Annotated in this window: 16 protein-coding genes; 5 read left to right on the forward strand and 11 right to left on the reverse strand. The window is 27.0% G+C overall.

Annotation, left to right across the window (positions count from 1 at the left end):
- Positions 1-58: 58 nt before the first annotated feature.
- Together AC1RRQ_RS06795 and AC1RRQ_RS06800 are read left to right on the forward strand one after the other, a co-directional pair.
- On the forward strand, positions 59-337 hold the full coding sequence (locus AC1RRQ_RS06795; protein WP_493022250.1) for a helix-turn-helix domain-containing protein: 279 nt from the start codon (positions 59-61) through the stop codon (positions 335-337).
- 3 nt (positions 338-340) lie between these two features.
- A complete protein-coding gene (locus AC1RRQ_RS06800; RefSeq protein WP_493022251.1) occupies positions 341-2,719 on the forward strand; it encodes a hypothetical protein in 2,379 nt (792 codons plus the stop codon).
- A 309-nt stretch (positions 2,720-3,028) separates the two neighbouring features.
- On the opposite strand, the gene AC1RRQ_RS06805 is transcribed toward AC1RRQ_RS06800, so the two are convergent.
- From AC1RRQ_RS06805 to AC1RRQ_RS06835, 7 genes are all read right to left on the reverse strand, one after another.
- Positions 3,029-4,090 carry a DNA adenine methylase gene (locus tag AC1RRQ_RS06805; protein WP_493022252.1) on the reverse strand — a complete coding sequence of 354 codons (1,062 nt, stop codon included), beginning with the start codon at positions 4,088-4,090 and terminating at the stop codon, positions 3,029-3,031.
- A complete protein-coding gene (locus AC1RRQ_RS06810) occupies positions 4,078-5,805 on the reverse strand; it encodes a hypothetical protein (RefSeq protein ID WP_493022253.1) in 1,728 nt (575 codons plus the stop codon). Before AC1RRQ_RS06810 ends, AC1RRQ_RS06805 begins: the two co-directional genes overlap by 13 nt.
- Position 5,806: 1 nt before the next feature.
- Positions 5,807-7,348: a hypothetical protein gene (locus AC1RRQ_RS06815; RefSeq protein WP_493022254.1), complete on the reverse strand. Its 1,542-nt coding sequence runs from the start codon at positions 7,346-7,348 to the stop codon at positions 5,807-5,809.
- 6 nt (positions 7,349-7,354) lie between these two features.
- Entirely contained in the window at positions 7,355-8,449 is a 1,095-nt protein-coding gene (locus AC1RRQ_RS06820) for a hypothetical protein (RefSeq protein WP_493022255.1), read from the reverse strand.
- Between the two features lie 290 nt (positions 8,450-8,739).
- Positions 8,740-9,900 carry an IS3 family transposase gene (locus AC1RRQ_RS06825; protein WP_493022256.1) on the reverse strand — a complete coding sequence of 387 codons (1,161 nt, stop codon included), beginning with the start codon at positions 9,898-9,900 and terminating at the stop codon, positions 8,740-8,742.
- A gap of 18 nt (positions 9,901-9,918) precedes the next feature.
- Positions 9,919-11,028 carry an IS3 family transposase gene (locus AC1RRQ_RS06830; RefSeq protein WP_493022257.1) on the reverse strand — a complete coding sequence of 370 codons (1,110 nt, stop codon included), beginning with the start codon at positions 11,026-11,028 and terminating at the stop codon, positions 9,919-9,921.
- 307 nt (positions 11,029-11,335) lie between these two features.
- Positions 11,336-12,220, reverse strand: a complete 885-nt coding sequence (locus tag AC1RRQ_RS06835; RefSeq protein WP_493022258.1) for a hypothetical protein — start codon at positions 12,218-12,220, stop codon at positions 11,336-11,338.
- A gap of 162 nt (positions 12,221-12,382) precedes the next feature.
- On the opposite strand from AC1RRQ_RS06835, the gene AC1RRQ_RS06840 reads away from it, so the two are divergent.
- On the forward strand, positions 12,383-12,715 hold the full coding sequence (locus AC1RRQ_RS06840; protein WP_493022259.1) for a hypothetical protein: 333 nt from the start codon (positions 12,383-12,385) through the stop codon (positions 12,713-12,715).
- Between the two features lie 80 nt (positions 12,716-12,795).
- Here AC1RRQ_RS06840 and AC1RRQ_RS06845 read toward each other — a convergent pair whose 3' ends face one another.
- From AC1RRQ_RS06845 to AC1RRQ_RS06855, 3 genes are all read right to left on the reverse strand, one after another.
- Positions 12,796-13,047 (reverse strand): hypothetical protein, encoded by a 252-nt coding sequence (locus AC1RRQ_RS06845; protein WP_493022260.1) that lies wholly within the window; start codon positions 13,045-13,047, stop codon positions 12,796-12,798.
- Positions 13,048-13,081: 34 nt separating this feature from the next.
- Positions 13,082-14,272, reverse strand: coding sequence for an AlbA family DNA-binding domain-containing protein (locus AC1RRQ_RS06850; protein WP_493022261.1), 1,191 nt, complete (start codon positions 14,270-14,272; stop codon positions 13,082-13,084).
- 248 nt (positions 14,273-14,520) lie between these two features.
- Positions 14,521-15,900 (reverse strand): tyrosine-type recombinase/integrase, encoded by a 1,380-nt coding sequence (locus AC1RRQ_RS06855; protein WP_493022262.1) that lies wholly within the window; start codon positions 15,898-15,900, stop codon positions 14,521-14,523.
- 396 nt (positions 15,901-16,296) lie between these two features.
- Here AC1RRQ_RS06855 and AC1RRQ_RS06860 point away from each other — a divergent pair, with 396 nt between their 5' ends.
- Positions 16,297-17,097: a DUF5677 domain-containing protein gene (locus AC1RRQ_RS06860; RefSeq protein ID WP_493022263.1), complete on the forward strand. Its 801-nt coding sequence runs from the start codon at positions 16,297-16,299 to the stop codon at positions 17,095-17,097.
- A 10-nt stretch (positions 17,098-17,107) separates the two neighbouring features.
- Complete coding sequence (locus tag AC1RRQ_RS06865) at positions 17,108-17,752, forward strand: hypothetical protein (protein ID WP_493022264.1); 645 nt, start codon at positions 17,108-17,110, stop codon at positions 17,750-17,752.
- 171 nt (positions 17,753-17,923) lie between these two features.
- On the opposite strand, the gene AC1RRQ_RS06870 is transcribed toward AC1RRQ_RS06865, so the two are convergent.
- The gene (locus tag AC1RRQ_RS06870) at positions 17,924-18,163 is read right to left on the reverse strand and encodes a hypothetical protein (RefSeq protein WP_493022265.1); all 240 of its coding nucleotides are present in this window, start codon (positions 18,161-18,163) and stop codon (positions 17,924-17,926) included.
- Positions 18,164-18,351: the final 188 nt, after the last annotated feature.

The raw sequence follows: 18,351 nt of genomic DNA on the forward strand, positions 1-18,351 counted from the left end.
GGAATCCCTAATTTATCCCTAACATTCTTTTGCCTCATTAATTTAAAAAAATGAAATTATGAAGGCAATACAGCTTTATGAAATTACTCTCGAGGAACTAGAAAAAAGAATCGGAGAAAGCGTTAAAAAAGAATTAGACAATTTTAGAAAAAACTTCAAACCTGAACCTCCAAAAGAATTTCTGAACAGAAATCAAGTAGCCACTATGCTTGGGGTACATGTTACTTCAATTTTAAACTGGGAACGCAAAGGAATTCTTAATCCTCTCGGAATATCAGGAAAAATATTATTCCTACGTTCTGAAGTCGAAGCCTGTCTTAAACCATTAAATGTTTAACTTATGAAAGACTTAAACTATACTGGAACTCTAGACGTAATGGATTATTACACAGAGAAATTTACAGCAAAAATTAAGCAACTATCAGGTAGTAGAAAAGGAAAATATACTATTGACGACGCTCGGCACAATGAAATATTTTTTTCAGAAAAAGATAGATATTTTCTTATTTCACATGATTACTTAAAGGAAAATCCTCCAGAAAACAACGATTACATAAAATATGTTAATGCATATTTTAAAACTGAAAAAAAGCTAAATATAAAATACTTCAAAGGCAACGTAGAAATTTTAGAGAAATACTACCTTAAAGTTGACGAAAAAAAGAAAACAAATGAAATTTATAATCCATTTAACAAAAAGGCATACAAAAATTATGTGCTTTATATGGTGTGGAAACTTCATGGCGTTTACGAACCATCTGACGATCAGTTATTTAATGTTAAAATTAAGGATAGTCGTGAATACAATCCTTCAGTGATTATACCATCAGTTTTACGGGGTTTTTTACCTATCTCAGTAGTAGAATGTGATATGTATAGAGCGTTTCCATCGATTTTAGATATCGAACTTGGAACCGACCACAGACACGAAGCTTATGAGATATTGGGAAAAATAAATTTTTCTAAACTTATAAATGCAAATTCTACACAAGAAAACGATCTGTACTACAATGAAATAATTGAAGAATTAAAAAAAGTGTATGGTGACAGAGCTTATTATGTTTTAACTAAAGAACGTTTTTCAGAAAAAGGAAAATTATTTAGAGACCTTACAAAATATGAGAAAATATACATCGAAAAATTTATTTATAAGAACAATGTTATACATTATGTCCGTTTACATGATGCAGTTATTTTACTAAAGTCTCAAATTATAAACACACTCATTTTTGATAAAGTTGAATTTAGAATTAAAGAAATTAATGTACCCGAAAACAATACAAATGCAAAGGAACTTTTTTATTATATTGATGACAATGGTAAATTTAAAACAGATACTGTTCGTATTCGCAATTATTTAGTTGAAGCGGGAATTAAAAGAATAACTACTAACGAAGATAAAATTCACTTAATTTTAAATAAGAACAATGTTGTTGAATTCTTCAATTTTAAAACAGATCTTTTAATATTATTACTGAAAGGAATCATCGAAACAAAAGATGATTTTTCAGAAGTTGAAAATCTTATTTCCCACGAATACAAAAACATTATAATGAAGGCTTTACCTCTTATCGAACCTGAAAGATTAATTTTTTACAAAGATAGTCAGTTTACTTTTGGCTTACCTTTCGAGAATGGCTTTTTTTTAATGGATAAAGATGGACATATAAAAATTCAAAATTATGACTCCGTAAAAGGATTTTTCAAAAAACATCCTATACAACAGCACGTATTTACAAAAACTGATGAAATCGGTGATTACGAAAAATTTATCACTAATATTTCAGGCAAAAACGCTGAAATATTAATGATAATAATTGGTTACTTAGCCCATAACTACAAAGACCCTTCGAATTCTCCTGCGATAATACTAAGTGATGAAGGAGCAGACGGAAAAAAGCGAAATGGTGGTCGAGGGAAATCACTAATTTTTGAAGGCTTAAAACAATTACTATCGATATTATCAAAAGGTGGTAAAGAGTTTGATCCTGATTACACTTTTGTTTTTGGAGATTTGGATGATGGCATTCAATTGTATTGTATTGATGATGTTGTTGCAGGTTTTAAATACGATAGTTTGTATACAAATATTTCCACTGGAATCAATCGCCAAAGAAAAGGTACGAAAGCAGAAATGTTAGAGTTTGATAAATCACCTAAATTTTTAATAACAACCAACTGGCTAGTTCCTTATTCAGCTGATGAGAATTCTACTAACAGAAGGTTTATTGAGTTTAAGGTTAATAATTATTACAATAGCAAGCACACTCCGCTTCAAGAATTTGGCAAACGTTTTTTTGTTGACTGGGATGTTACAGAATGGAATAAGTTTTACACATTTATTTTCAAGTGCGTAAAAATATATTTCAACAAAGGTTTAACTAGACCTGTTTACGATAAAGACATTGATAATTATAAGGTTAAATTTAGCAACGAAGTAGTACTAAACGAATTTGAACGTATTTTAAATATATTATTACAAAAAAAACAGCCATTTAATGCAACTGATTTTTTAAGAATCTATCAAGTTTATGACAATGAATTACGGAATGACAAACTCTTTACCCATAAAAATATTCGAGAATTTATCGAAATATGGTTTAATTATAACATTAAAGAATACCATAATTTAAAAAACTGGAGATATTCAAAATCGACAAAAAAATGGATGTATGAGATTATTGACCTACCAGTTGATCAACTATCATTATATTACTAAGAAAACAGTTTTTATTTTGAAAATGCACTGTTAAAACCCCAGTGTTTCCAAGGGTTGTTACAGTTGTTACAGTTAATTCGATATTTTAAAAAAATATTATAAATTAAAGTAAAACTCTAGAAGTAGCAACACAAAAATTCTTTTTTTTTCCGTTTATCCGTAATAATATTATTTTTTTTTTAGTGAAGCAAGAAAACACTATTCTGCACATTAAAGCAACAATTGACCACTCATAAAGCCTACTGTTTATTGATCAGTAGGCTTTTTTTTTGAAAGTATCACCCCAAAACTTTAAAGATTTTGATCTCCTTAGCGGTTCAAATTCCGACAAACAAACAACACTTCTTCATTGAGGTTGTTATTTTTATTTAAAGCATAATTATACTTTCCCAGATTAAATTCTAACACTTCAAAATAAACATATTGTCTTAGCAAATTACCAATTTCTAAAATTGACGGTACCCCATTGTTTCTGTACGAAATTACAACATGAGAATTAGTATGCATATCAAGCAATGAAGACAAATCATCTAAGAAATTTAATTTACTTTCAAACTCTTTAGAAGCATTAATATTCACTTCTCTATTATTTTTGTCAAAATTAATACTTTCAGGAATCTTGAAGTAATTTACTAACCCCTCTAAAAAATGATATTTATTATGATAAGATGCAGAGCTTTTACTTGTGAAATAAGGTGGATCAATATAAACTAAATCTGCATTTAAAGGACAATTAAGAGCATTGAAATTATTTGATGTGTTAATTCTTCCATTATCAAAGCAAACCTTATTTAATTCAATAATAAACCTTTCAAATAGTTCACTAAAACTTCTTTCCCAAGTCTTTTTGTTTCCAAAATTTCCATTTGTATAATTTACTCTCATATTTAAATTTTTTCTATGAAATAAATTATAAGGTCTTTTCATCAAACAACTTTGAAAAAGAATATAAAGAGCGCTACATTTTTTGTTCTCATCGTCTAAATCTAAAACATTCTGAATGTAAATATCAATTTGATTATTTTCCTCATCTGTAAAATAAATATCTTGATAGTAACTACTTATATAATCCAAATATTTTTTATCTCGTTTTTTAGCAAACAAATTGATAGCTTCGTCATAAGTTAAATCATTCGTACTTTGCTCAACTAATTTTTTTCCGATAAAATAATTAAATTGAAAAATGTCATTATAAAAAACTTGCTTTTCATTCAATTTAGCAAAATAAGAAAAAGCACCAGACCCACCAAAAACATCTAAAACTGATTCAAACTCAAGGTTTGCTTCATTTATTAAAACATTCCAAATTTTATCAACTATTTTACGTTTCGAACCATAGTACCTGGTCTGCGGTAACATTATATCTGGCATGTCTCTCTAATATATTCTTGTAGCTTTAAAATTTCTGGTTCAGAGATACATTCAAGCTCTAGACTTTGATGATTAAAAAATGGTATTTTAAATTTGTAAGGAATCATGCTAAAACCTACTCTGTCATTATTATAATCAGTGTCAGTAGACTTAAAGAAATGTTTATAGTTATCTAAATTAGGATTACTCAACAATCCTAAAAGCAAAAATCTGAAATCTTCTAAATCACTTTTTATAATATTTTTTAAATAACTAATATTTGCATTATATTTTTTTGAAGTATCATAAACATTATTTTTTGAAAGTGTAGTCTTTGCTTCAATAAAATAAAATTTATTCTTGCTGTAAATTATAAAATCAAACTCTGCCTTTGATTCTCCGTTTATACATAACTCTACATTCGTAAGATAATGATTATGACCCAATCCTTTTAATAACTCCTCAATAATATCTTCATAATACTTTTCAACAAAATAAAACGATAGTTCAATTTTTAGAATATTAACTTTTTCTTTATCCTTTTTTTGGGGGGTTGAATTTATATTACTAAGATATGATTTGCCATCTACATGCTTAAGATGATGCAATAAATTATATTTTTCACCAATTTTTTCTTTTGCATAAATTGCTAATAAATCCTTATCGGTATTTTCGTCAGGCAAAAACATATTAAAATTTGACAACTCATCTAATTCTCTGACAACAATAAATTCTTCAAAAAACTTACGATATTCATCTTTTATTATGATGTCTTTTTCGAAATACAAGTTGTGTTTTAAGTTACAAAGTAGTTTATTAAATTCAATATCACCACTGTTGGTTTTAAAGTCTTCAATAAGTTGCGAATCCAATATATTAATTGGTTTTTTTTGTCTAAATAAATTTTCCTTGAAAAATTCCCACAAAAATATGTTTTTACTTTCTTTCATTACAAAAGAAGCGATATCAACATCATATTTCAGAAGAATCTTTTCATTTACCCTGAGACCAATTACATTTCCTGATTCTACACTTGATACTAAATAGTATTCATCTAATTTATCATTAAATTTTAACTCTTTTGAAAATGCGTGTTTATAATTAATCCACACTTTATCAAAATCAAATATTTCTTCTTTTATTAATTGCGGGTCTAATAATACAACATCAATAAAATACAAATGAGGTTTTAAAAAGTTGTCATTTTTTACTGTAATATATTGACCTGCCTTATTTAAATTATAGATAGTAGAAATACTCTTAATTGAATCAATAAGATTTTGATTTTCTAAATTTGTAAGTAACTCAGGTATCAAATTAATTCCTTTAAACTTCTCATTTAAATTATTTGCCAATTCTCTACTTTTATCAATTGTAGAATAAATAGTAGCACTATCTTTAAAATAATATAAATGTTCTTTATGCAATTTAGATAGAAAAGTTTCATTTCTTAAATACGCTTTATTAAGATTACTTGCAATACTACTAAAAAACACATCTTTTGAAGATATATATTTCCCCTCTACTTGCTCTAAATAATCTTCAACTACTATATCTAAGCTTTCATAAAACTCTTTCTTAAACAATTTGGTTGCATGCAAGATCTCATCATTTTGTTCCGTTATGTTTTCTAATTTCAAAAACACATCATAACATAAATGAAATAAACCAAGCAAATAAGGATCAAGTTTTAACGCTATTTTATAAGCAAAAATTTTGTTATTATTATCAAACATATTACAAACTTGAATTAGTGTAGTTTTCTATAATTACTTTAATTTCATTTTGATGATTAAAATTTAACCTATATAACTCAAGGAGAGTGAAAAGATCCTCAAAATCATCAATGTCAATAATCTTGATTTTAAAATTATCAAAGAAATCAACTTCACTAACTTTTGAGTAATTTAATTCCATATTAGTTGGAACAAAAAAAGAAATATTTTTAATTAAAATGTCTTTATCTATTATTAAACCATCAATTAAGTTTTTAATTTTTATAGTTTCATTCTCAAAAGTTGAACTATCATCACTAAAGATAAAATAGCAGAATGTATCTGTCTCAATATTGTAGTAATATCTCAATTGACTTTTAAAATAATCACTTGTTGTAACATTAAAATTATCTAAATAATACTCTAGAGGATCAAAAAACTTACGATGTATATTTTTAAACGCTTCAACATTGACTTTTAAATCTTCTTTTGTTTCATTAAACAAGTCTTGTAGTTTATATTTTTTCAATAAAATATCTAGACTTAATTTCTCCTCTTTCTCAAAAATTATTTCAGAAATTTTCTGTATTAAAGTTCTATTACTCTCAACCTCTTCTTTACTCAGCTTTCCTAAAATGATATCAGTAGAAATATCTGAACTAAATATTTTTTTTAAGTAATCAATTAATTCAACTTTGTCGCTTTTCTCTGAAATTGGATTTATTGGAATAATATGCTGATGAATTCTAGAATAAACAGCTTCGTTTGTTGATTGAATTAAGTTACTATCTGTCTTGTCTGTCATAGCAAGTATTAAATAATGACCTGCTATTTTATTTGATAAATCAATCAATTCTCTCAATGAAGTTAGAAAATGGGAAAATCTAGCTTTAGATTTTCCACTGATTTTCTCAACCTCATCGATGCAGAAAATAACATATCTATTTCCTTTAGCTAAAATATTCAAAAAAAGCACCAGTATTACCCTCTTTTCATAATCTCTAAGAGGTCTCAAATCCTCTTTATCAAAATATCTTTTGCTACTTAATCTACCAGTTCCTAAGTAAAAAATATTTTTTATAACATCAGCATTATTTGATGCAAATATTTTTTCCGTATATTGTTGAATACCGCTAAAATTATCATCAAAATTATTTGCGAGAGTTTTATAATTAAAATTAGATTCTACCAAATCTTTTATAGTTTTCACTATAAAATCAGTATAATTCTCTTCTATTATTTTTAATAGATTGGTGATAATATCAAAATTTTCAGAATCTGCTGGATAATACAAAACATTTATCTCCGATCCTTCTTTTTGTTTATAATAAAGCTTTAAATATTTTAAAATATTTGTTTTGCCATTACCATAATTAGCGATAAGTAAAGATGACTGAAATCTACCATTTTTTATAGTGCTTATCTTTTCTTCAATTTTACTTTTAGCCTCATTTTGATCAATAATATTATAAGGCAGATCTGGTACTTTTCCTTCTTTTATATCATTGATAAAACTTGCTGAAACTTCATGATCAAGTTCATCCCATAATTTACGTTGTGCCATCTTTCTTTATTTGTTTAATTCTTTAATTCTAATGTTTACTACAGGTCTGTTTCTAATTAGATATTGATTCTTTATTGATGTGGATTGAACAATGTTGTTAAAGAAGATATTAAATGTTCTTTTTTCTGATTCATAAAATTCCATTATGAAGTTTTGAAAAGAAGTTTTACTTAACTTCATTTTATCTGCGATAAAATATAACGGTAAAAATCCAAGTTCATTTTTCTTAGATTCGAGATAAATATCTTTGAACAATTCAAGTCTTTTTTGATATTTAGTTTTAGAAACAATTTTCTCTTTGTAATAATCATTAACAAGATTTTTTATCTCTTGATATTCAGCTTGAAAACCTCCTTCATAAATTAAATTTAAAAATACCTTTCTTAAATTATAATTACTATCAAGAATTTCTAAATCTTTAATCCAATATTCTCTCACTTTACTGAAATTTAATTTACTGTCCTCAGTAAAATTAAAATGACGAATTTTTATTTTGTCAACAAGAAATTCATAGTGTATTTCTTCTATATCTAAAATTTTTGCTTTCTTCTGGATTTTTTTTAATAGTGATAAGGAAATAAAAAAATGAAAATCATTTTTTAAAATTGAAGTAAATAAAATTTCCTTCTCTTTATTGCTAAGAATCAAATCATTGCTTCTAAAACCATTCAAAGTAATTCCAGCCTCCGTTAATCTATTATTTTGATCAACAAATTTTAATTTAGTTTTTGCTAAATTCAAAAAATATGAAGATGCTTTATAAGTACTAAAAATAGATTTTTCAACATCATTGGTTCTGTTCGACAATGCTTCACTAATTCTTTCTTTTTTTTTATCCTTCTGCAAGCCTTTAAGATGAAGATATGAATTTTGAATAGAATCAAAAGTTGGTATTCCATGCGCCAAATATGTATCAGACGCTTTTCGATACAAATTATAAAATTTCTTCAGAAAATAAATATAGAATTCAATATATAAATCAGATTTTGATATCTGATTGTCACTATTCTTTAATTCAATAAATTTACACACCCACTTCACAGAATTCAAATTCTGATTATATGGTCTGTGCAAACTTTTTATGTAAATTATTTCGTTCACTTACTAGATTTATTTTTGTAAAAATAGGTATTTAAATGTAATAAAATAGATCTATTTCTTGAGAATAGTTTTTTTTTCAATTAACTAAAAATCAATAAATTATTGTTTAAATTTAATTTCAAAACTCACTAGTTTGTCGATATCATAAAATATTATTAATGTTTTAAAATGCTTTTTTTCTTTTTTTAAGCAATTAAATTTGACATTAATACAAATCTATGTTTTATATTATTGTTCATAAATCCTTTTTAATAAGACTCAGAAATACAACAATATACATTATTTAAAATTTAGATTAAATTATTTATTCTATCAAATTCTTCGATTGTTTTATAGCCAAGGTATGAATGCCTTCTATTTTTATTATACCAATTTTCAATGTATTCGTAGACTTGGATTCTCATCTGTTTTCTCGAATGTAGTTTATTTCCAGTAAGCAATTCAGATTTAAAAGAAGTAAAAAAACTTTCGCAAACCGCATTGTCGTTATGATTTCCTTTACGACTCATACTTCTCTTAACACACTCTAAAGAATCTAATCGATTAGTGAAAACTTTATTAGCATATTGGACACCTTTGTCCGAATGGAATATTAATTCCTTTGTTATTTTCCTATTTTTAATAGCCATTTCCAAAGCGGGAAGGGTCGTATCTTTCGTACTCATATTATTACTCAGAGTCCATCCAATAACCTTTCTATCAAATAAATCCATGACTATAGTTAGATAGATAAAGCCTTTTATTGTTTGTATGTAAGTTATATCTGAAACCCAAGCTTTACAAGGCTTACTAACTGTAAATTCTCTGTTTAAAAAATTTGGGACTACATAATAATTATGACGTGAATCTGTTGTAACCGTATATCTTCTCTTAACTTTTCTACGTAAACCCAACATTCTCATATATTTTTTTACTGATGAGTTTTTTATTTTAAACCCTCTATTTTGAAGTTCTTTTGTAATTTTTGTACACCCATATCTTTTCTTAAATTCATGATATATCTTTGTAATTTCTTGTTTTATTAAAATTACTCGAGATTCTGTATCTGTAATTTCTTGTTTTTTTCTTCTATAATATGTTGTTTCTGAAACTTCTAACACAGCTAACATTTTTGCAATTGAAAATTCACTTTTATTATTTTCAATAAATTGTTTAGTCATCGCTTTTCCTTGAGAAACATATTTAGTTCCTCTTTTTAAAATTTCAAGTGCAATTTTTGAATCTTTAATTTTCTTTTCTAGATTAGAAATTACATACTGTTCAGGAGTCAATTTTGGATGTCCAATCCCGCAAAAACTTCTAGATCCATATTTTTCAAAGTCTTGTCTCCATTTATACAAATAATCAGGGGCAATACCTAACTTTCTTGCAAAACTTGCTATTTGCCACTTTCCACATTTATAACTTAATTTTACGGCTTTCACTTTAAAACTTCTTTCATATCTTTTCATAGCTTGAAGTTTGGCGATTTATATAAAAGCGTCCTTTTTATGTAAATAATCTAATATTTTTTCTCTCATCTGTTTTTTTGATAAAAGCATATTTAAATCTAATAGGTCAGATTTTAGGGAATTAAAAAAGTTTTCAGTCATAGAATTATCCGAATAATTGCCTTTTTCGCTCATACTTATCTTGATGAATTTATAAGATTCTAATTTACGAGTAAACATCTTGTTCGCATACTGAGCACCGTGATTGGAATGGAAGATTAATTCCTTCTCTATTTTTCTATTTTTCACTGCCATTTCCCATGCGGGAATAGTGGTCTCATTAATGGATTGACCATCACTCAAACTCCAGCCGATAATTTTCATATCAAATAAATCCATAATAATTGTTAAGGCTAAAAGTCCATTTGCAGTTTTAATTCGATTTATACCCGAGACCCAAACTTTAGAGGATTTTTCAACTGTAAGTTGCTGATCTAAAATATTAGGAAAAGCATAAGGATTATAACATATAGTCGTTTTGAGTCGGCGATTTTTTCTAATTTTACTAATCAATCCTAGTTGCTTCATATACATATAAATTCGTCCCTCTTTCACTTTAAATCCACGACTTTGCAGTTCCGCCGTAATTCTTGGGACACCATACAACTCCTTATATTCATAAAAAATAGAGCTTATTTCTTCCTTTAATAATTGATTTCTACGTTGCCTTGGTGAAAGAACCTGATTTTTCCATTTTGTATATGCCAGATAAGATATTCCAAAAACTTTACACATTTTTCCAATGGTATACTTTTCTGCATTATTTTCCATAAATTGATAAAGCATTAATCTTCCTTGCGAAATATATTTACCTCCGTTTTTAAAAATCTCAAGCTTAAGTTCTGACTCTTTAAGCTCATTTTTAAGCTTTCTCCTTAGTTTGGAAAATTTTATTTGCTCTGGCTTTAATTTTGTTGAACCACGACCGCAAAAACTTGATGAACCAAATTCAAGAAAATCCTTTCTCCATTTACCCATATACGAAGGATAAATGCCTAGTTTTCTTGCTCCTTTTGTGAGACCTATTTCAAATCCTAATTTGACTGCTTGCTCTTTAAAATTCCGATCAAAAACTCTTCGCTTCTCCATTTCTTAAATTTCAAATTAAGTTCTTGTGTGAATATAAGAATATAATGCGTTACATGAAAAAATAACCATACAAACACTTAATTATCAAAATATTAAACAAACTTATTGATCATACTTTAAGAAAAAAAATTTAGCAGCACTTTTATACAAAACATTTGAATCAAAATATTACACTTTAATTATAATTAAAAACCGTGAACATTATTATTGCACCTCTTTCTTATGAGTTTAAACACAATAATATTAACCAAAAAAAAACCCAATATCATGTAATTGTACTGGGCTTTTTTTAAACTCTTCTTAAACTTTATTCTATATAACCAAAATCATTGATATAGGACATATATGCTTCTTCTATTCTAGTTTGTTTTGCAAAATCTGGAATATCTAATAAATCATACTGCAAAGATTTGTTGCCGACTTTTTCTTTGTTCTTTGTGATTACATTTTCACGTTGCACTTTCAGTTTCTTTAGTAGCTGTTTGTATGTGGCTATTTCTAATTTAGTGAATTTAGAAGTATCATAATATGTTGATAATACGTATCCATATTGATTGGTCTTTTTAAATGTATGTTTTTTTTGTATTGTCTCTAATTGATTAACTGTAGCTATTGCATTATTCAGTACTGTACGATAATTTGTAACTGCTAATTTTTCTTTTTGAAGTGCTAAAGGATCTGTGTACATTTTAATAATTGAACCTCCACTAGTATAATGATAATCTCTAAAATCAAAAGCAAATTCTTTAATTACATAAATTTTTTTATCTCTTAAAGATTTTATCATTTTTTGACCTGTATAAGGTCTGAAAGCAAGCATAACAAAAATTTCTGTTGGCGAAACTTCTGATAATTTTATTGTTCCACTTTTTGTAACTGTGGTTGAATCTGTAAAGACTTCCATAGAAATCATTGCTTTTTTCGCATTTTCAAGTTTAATTTTGTAGTCTTCATCACTATCGTTTTCATCTTGACTAGCTCCAAATGAATTTCTGTTATCCTTATCATAAACATTCGCAACTAAATATTTAACTATTGTTGAGTCAAAAGTAAATGGATTTTCTTTACACTTTCCACATTCACTGAAATTCCATTCAAGGTGTTTCTTTTCTTCTAATTCTTCTGTTGTTTGCGATTGTGTTTGTAAAGACAAAGCAAATAACACTGACACAAATAGTAATTTTTCTTTCATTCTTAACATTTTTTATAGATTTATTGAGTTCACATTTTTTCACATTCAATTCACACAATTGAAAATTAGTAAGGAAAATACAATGTAAAAATAATTATTAATGCACATATGTGTGCATTAATTGTAAAAAATATTTCTCGTTTTAGTTTAAATATTTGAATTATGCAACACAGAGGAGAAATAGTAAAAAAAGCAGTTTACCAGAGTGGATATCCTATTACTGAACTAGCAAAAAGGCTATCAAAGAGTAGAAGATACATGTACTTACTGTTTGAGAACAGAAATGTATCTCTGGATATAATATTATTGATTGGAAAAATTATACATCATGATTTCAAAGAAGAAATTACAGAGCTTAATTCTTATCAAAATGCAATAAATGAATCTGTTTCTGAATATCAAGATGATGAATCACAAGTAGAATATTGGAAAAATAAATATTTAAAACTTCTAGAGGAATACAATGAAATTTTAAAAAAAGGTATGCCAAATTAAGTCCAAAAAAAAACACTCTTAAATAGTGTTTTTTTTCAGTTACAAGTAAGAACATTGATTATAACTTTATTAGATATTAACTATAAAATATCTTCTTCTCTCCAAATTTGAAAACCGTGATATAAAGTATTAGCTAACTTATATGGTAGAACTATTTGCTGATCTTCATTTAATATTTTTCCGTTGTTTTCTATCATTTTAATAAAAAAATAATAGTCACCAACTCTTGAAATATTATAAATCGTTTCATGCTGATCATTTCCTTCTAAAATTATTTTTCTAATTTTTTCTCCAGCCACTATCTGGTCTACTTGAATTATGTCTTGCCACATATTATTATAATTTATTATTTATACACATATTATTTCATTCAAATAAAACAGTTAATCTTTCTTCTATCGGCTGTTTTATATTTTTTGCAAATATCCTTACTGTTATTTCAAAACTTACATCTGAATTATTATTCTCTAGCACTAACCTAAGAGACACATCCAAAGCTTTTGCAGGTAATTTATGCTTTACATTTCCAACTTCTTCATAAACTTTATATAATGAATCATTTATTACCACATTTGGATAGTGTAATTCTTCATAGCTGGCAACAGGCATTGGAGATTGAATCATTTGACTATAAGATTGCGGCTTTCTACATATTGAATCTCTAATGTAATAATTATTAGAAACTGGTATTAAAACTTCTACAGATACATCTTCTAGAAAACTAGAACTATTATTATGTATAAAAAAATTCATTTTATAAGATGTTGTTTCGTTTATGCAATACTCATCATCATCTAAATAAGTCTTTTTTACATCTTGCAAATTAGCTCTTAAAGTATCTAAGTCACGATCTTCGTATTTTGTGAAACCAGAGCTAAAGTTTAGTCTTGGTATATAAAGTTTTTGAATATTAAGAAGATTTTTTTCTCTTTGATCTCTTTCTAATTGTTCCCTTTCCTTATCTATGATTATCTTTTGTATCTTCTCTTTAAATATTTCTGAAGGTAGCTCAATTATTTGACGATTAATTTTTTTATCTTTTATTATAGCCTCAGAAACAAATGAAACAAAGATCTCTCCAGAGATATCGATCTGTGTTTTTGAATTTTGATGATTATCAATATCCTTGCGCGTTAATCTATTTTGAAACGATCCTTTCCTTATGAAAGACTCTCCTAATTTCAACTTCCCATAATCCTTCTTCATCATATATGGAGGGTTGGAACAATCTGTAATTTCAAAAACTCCAAAAGTCTTATCCTCAAACCGAAATGGATAATATTTAAACCCAATGTTGGGTTCAATGTTAGCATCGACTAACTGCTGATAACATGCATCGTCAATAAATTGCTCATCTATTCCTAAAAAATCTCTACTTCCGTCCGAATAATGTTTAACTCCAATAATTATGAACTTTTCATCTTTTGTATTAGCATTTGCTAAAGACATAATATCTTTTAGAAAATTTTCATTCTGCTCTTTTTTATACTGTTGTGATTTAAAATCCAAACTAGTATTTTCATTTTCATATTCAATTAATTCTGAAAGTTCTCTCATACAAAATCATTAGTTTTTCTCTATTTAAACAGCCAATTTAATAAAATAGTTATTGAGCTAAAATTAAAAAAAACACATTAATAATGACTGCAATGTTCCAGAATTATCTTAAAAAAAGATAATTTTCATAGAAGCTATAGCATAAAAATAACGTTAAATATTTTCAAGATAATCTCCAACGTTATTATTTCCTTTTTGGTTGTTTTTGAAAAGATAAATTTAACAATAATAACCACGATTTCTATTAATCAGCCTTTTTTTATCAATTTCAATTGCGGTTCTTTGTCTTTGTTGAGGTCTTCTAAAAATTTTTTGAACAAATCAGCATTCGCATCTTTGTCTTCACGCTTATTGATATAACTTAAAAACAAAGATTCTTTACTATGTCCAGTAATATTTATCAGAATAGCTGTCGGTACTTTCTTGTAGTAATTAGTAGCAAATGAACGCCTAAAACAATGTGAAGTTATTAGTTCATACTTAGGATAAAAACCCAATTCTTTGCGATTGGTTTCAATATTTAACTTTGTTCCTTTTACAACCTCAACTATTTCTGCCAATTTACAAACTACTTTGATAATATCATTTAGTTTTTGATGTTGTATTTTTTTAGGAAAATTATATAAGACCATATCTGCAACATAAGGAGAAACAACACTAACTGTCACACTTTTATTTGTCTTCTGTTGTAGTATATCGATATAAATTGATTTTCCATCATATCTTATATCCTCTAATTCAATATTCAATAAATCGCCTCCACGCTGACCTATCTCACAACCTAATAAAATCCAGTTTCGAGCATTATTTAATGAATCTGTTGTTATTGCCAGACGATTTGTCAATTCTGGATTATCTTTTTTGAATTTATTCAAAAAGTCCTGATTACTAAAATCTGCATTTTTAATCTGCTCTAATTCATCAAATGACAAAGTTTGAATATAACGATCATTATCTGATTCCCTAAAATTTTGAATAGTTTTTGAAAAAGAAGTAGTCTCTATTTCATTCTCTCCCGCATCTTTACAAACAGTTTTTAAAGCTTCCAATAATCTTCCTGAATAATTAGTAGAATACATTTTAGTGTTTATCAACCAATTGGTTAATTTATCAATAAAAGGTTTTGTTATTTCACTAAAATGAATTTGTCGTTTCAAATGTGTTTCATATTCCAACATCCTGTTTTTAAAAATTTTATAATTTTTAATTGTAGCAGGTTTTAATCCAATTGTTACATTTCCATTCGAAACTACTTTGCGTGTATTTGCATTGTCGATCATATACTGAATATAATTTACTAATAAACCTGCATCAGTTTGGACAACTCTATTAAAACATTCATTAATGTTCTTTTCGAGCCAATATGAATCTATTAGAATACCCTTAGATAAATCTTTGTTAAGTCTATTCAAAACAAATGTTTCAAGTTTTTTAAGATTGTTAGATAATATCTTATTATCAGCGTTATTCTGCTTTGGTAAATTAGTTGCTTCGCTCCAATCTTTAGGATTTATAGTAAATCCTGTACTTAGCTCTAAAAACTTATTACTCCTACCTGTTGAAAGGTAAATTTTTATCGAAACATTCTTGTTTGCCTTACTCCTCAATCTAAATTTTACTGATGCCATTCTTTATTTTTAGTTTTCTACTTTTTCAAACAAACAAATATATCAAAATGTTTGGCATCTTTTAAACTTTGCCAAACATTTGCCAAACACTTTTTCTATTTCATACTACTTAATTATATTTTATTCTACTTTTAAATTTTCTAAAAAACCCTGTAAAGTATAGAATTTATTGATTTTTTAAATTAAATTCACAGTAATTATGGAAGTTACAAATTTACCAAATAGAATCATAAGGCGTGTAGGTTCGAGTCCTATTATCCGCACCAAAAAAAAGCTTCTGAAGATTTTTCAGAAGCTTTTTTGTTTTTGGATATTTTAGTTTAAATTATCAAAGTCAAATATATAAACCATTTTCTATTTCTATATTTGAACAAACATTCATAGAATTCAGAAAATATGCCTACAAAAGATTTTAGAAAACTATTCAGAGAAACAATTGATTTATTTCATATATCAATTTGTGAATTAACCCTTAAAAAGGATGAAGATTTTTTTAAACTACTTCGTGCATACTATTATTTTATACATAAAAGAACTCAATCATTATTTTTACTGATACAACATGATTGTCTTTGGGATGCTGATATTATCTTAAGACCAATTGCAGAATGCACTGTAAAATTTGCTTACATATCTTCTTTTAATGAAGAAGAACGAGTTGAAAAAATACGTGAATTTTGGGAAGATTTAGCAGAAATAAATCAGTTAAAGCAATCTAAGCAAGCAAAAACTGCTATTGAATTAACAAATATTGATTCTGCTTTTCTTTCGGCGATGATATTAAGCGATGATGAACATCTTAGATTATCAACCAAATGGACAAAATCAATAAGACAACGCAAAGAACAGCCTTGGTCTTATAATGAAATGATAAAAACCATTTCTCAAAACTATGACTTCAAAGAAGTAGAAGGACTAGTTAGAAGCTATACCCAATCAAGTCATTTAATTCATGCAGATGAAACAGCAATCGGAGTAATCTTCGATAGAGAAAATAGAACAGAAGAACAAAGAGAAGCATTAATGAATCTTCATGAAGTAAGATTATTAAGTGATTGTGTAGCCTTCTATTATTGGCTTACACATATTTCTTCAAAGCATAACAATACAAATGTAGATCCTGAATTAATAAAAAAAATGGATGAATTTAATAAAACTGCATTATTCTTTAAACCATTAGAAGAAATAATTAAATAAAAAGCATAATATGCAATTACCTTTAACTACCTATATAGCAGGAAGAAAAACAGTTGCAGATTGGAATTCTTTAAGACCATCTTTACTTGACTTTAGTAATTCTAATTTATGGGAAAAAACATATAATGAATTTTACATAGCAAGGCTTAAAGATCGATATTTAGACCCAATAAAATCAATAAAAGATAATGGCGGATATACTGGTGAAGGCTTTTCAATAATGACGATAATCTGCTCAATAATTGAATTTTTAGAAACAACATACCAAGGAATAAATTATCGCTTTGTTAGAACTGGTACGCCTCCTCTCACACAATTTGAATACTCTTTAAGTATGCCAATATTTATAGACTTTTTAACAACCCACTCCCCTTTTAATACTCAATTTACAGCACAAACATCCGAAGATTTTTACAGAAACATAAGATGCGGACTATTGCATGAAGCAAGGACTAATGGAAATTGGACTATTCATGCAAATTCAGGAAATAATATCTTAATTAAAAAAAATACAATCGAAACGATTGTTTACAGAGATAATTTCTATGACTCGTTACTTGAATTTATTAATATCAATTACAAAAATGAATTATTAGTTTCGTCTGATAGAAAAGAAGCCTTTATAAGAAAGTTTGACAAGTTATGCGAACAATAGATAAATATAAACCATCCTGTGATCCATCTTGACGGAAGGAACTTTTCAGCATAACCAACAGGTTGTACACTATAAAAAAATTGCGGAAATCACTCTGGATTTTTTTTGTCGGTTCTGCTTTTTGTTTCTCCTTTCGTCGAAATGAAGATGTTTTAAAAACGTTATTCTCCCTTACTCAACCTCTAAATAAGGATCTAAAATTTCTGCTAATTCATTTAGCCAATAAAACCCTTTTTCTATGTTTTCTCTCTGGGAATAAATTGTTCCATTTTCATTTTCTCTTACAATACTTAAAGCAATTAAATAATTTGATTGTCTTATCGCTTTTGCTAAATCTTTTGGCTCAATAACATTATTAAAAAAGTCTAATAATTTTTTTTCTGTTTCTTTTGAAAGCTTTTCTATGCTCATAATTTTACAATTTAAATATTACAAAAATCATCAGAAGCTTTTATTTAATTTGAGCAAATATGCCTACAACTTTAGTTATTTTTTTCCTATACAGAATCGATTTTCCAGCTAAAGCCGTTCTCTTTTAAACATAAAAAAACCTCCAGCTAAAGCACGAGGCATTTCAAATTATGCTCATTTTTTAAACG

This window comes from Flavobacterium sp. GW821-FHT12A05 (genome assembly GCF_058807735.1).

What these genes read in the sequence shown, in the direction of transcription:
- AC1RRQ_RS06840 (WP_493022259.1), top strand. Translation starts at nt 12,383, where the DNA reads ATGCAACACAGAGGAGAAATAGTAAAAAAAGCAGTTTACCAGAGTGGA.
- AC1RRQ_RS06865 (WP_493022264.1), top strand. Translation starts at nt 17,108, where the DNA reads ATGCAATTACCTTTAACTACCTATATAGCAGGAAGAAAAACAGTTGCA.
- AC1RRQ_RS06850 (WP_493022261.1), bottom strand. Translation starts at nt 14,272, where the DNA reads ATGAGAGAACTTTCAGAATTAATTGAATATGAAAATGAAAATACTAGT.
- AC1RRQ_RS06855 (WP_493022262.1), bottom strand. Translation starts at nt 15,900, where the DNA reads ATGGCATCAGTAAAATTTAGATTGAGGAGTAAGGCAAACAAGAATGTT.
- AC1RRQ_RS06795 (WP_493022250.1), top strand. Translation starts at nt 59, where the DNA reads ATGAAGGCAATACAGCTTTATGAAATTACTCTCGAGGAACTAGAAAAA.
- AC1RRQ_RS06825 (WP_493022256.1), bottom strand. Translation starts at nt 9,900, where the DNA reads ATGAAAAGATATGAAAGAAGTTTTAAAGTGAAAGCCGTAAAATTAAGT.
- AC1RRQ_RS06860 (WP_493022263.1), top strand. Translation starts at nt 16,297, where the DNA reads ATGCCTACAAAAGATTTTAGAAAACTATTCAGAGAAACAATTGATTTA.
- AC1RRQ_RS06845 (WP_493022260.1), bottom strand. Translation starts at nt 13,047, where the DNA reads ATGTGGCAAGACATAATTCAAGTAGACCAGATAGTGGCTGGAGAAAAA.
- AC1RRQ_RS06870 (WP_493022265.1), bottom strand. Translation starts at nt 18,163, where the DNA reads ATGAGCATAGAAAAGCTTTCAAAAGAAACAGAAAAAAAATTATTAGAC.
- AC1RRQ_RS06815 (WP_493022254.1), bottom strand. Translation starts at nt 7,348, where the DNA reads ATGGCACAACGTAAATTATGGGATGAACTTGATCATGAAGTTTCAGCA.
- AC1RRQ_RS06800 (WP_493022251.1), top strand. Translation starts at nt 341, where the DNA reads ATGAAAGACTTAAACTATACTGGAACTCTAGACGTAATGGATTATTAC.
- AC1RRQ_RS06830 (WP_493022257.1), bottom strand. Translation starts at nt 11,028, where the DNA reads ATGGAGAAGCGAAGAGTTTTTGATCGGAATTTTAAAGAGCAAGCAGTC.
- AC1RRQ_RS06805 (WP_493022252.1), bottom strand. Translation starts at nt 4,090, where the DNA reads ATGCCAGATATAATGTTACCGCAGACCAGGTACTATGGTTCGAAACGT.
- AC1RRQ_RS06810 (WP_493022253.1), bottom strand. Translation starts at nt 5,805, where the DNA reads ATGTTTGATAATAATAACAAAATTTTTGCTTATAAAATAGCGTTAAAA.
- AC1RRQ_RS06835 (WP_493022258.1), bottom strand. Translation starts at nt 12,220, where the DNA reads ATGAAAGAAAAATTACTATTTGTGTCAGTGTTATTTGCTTTGTCTTTA.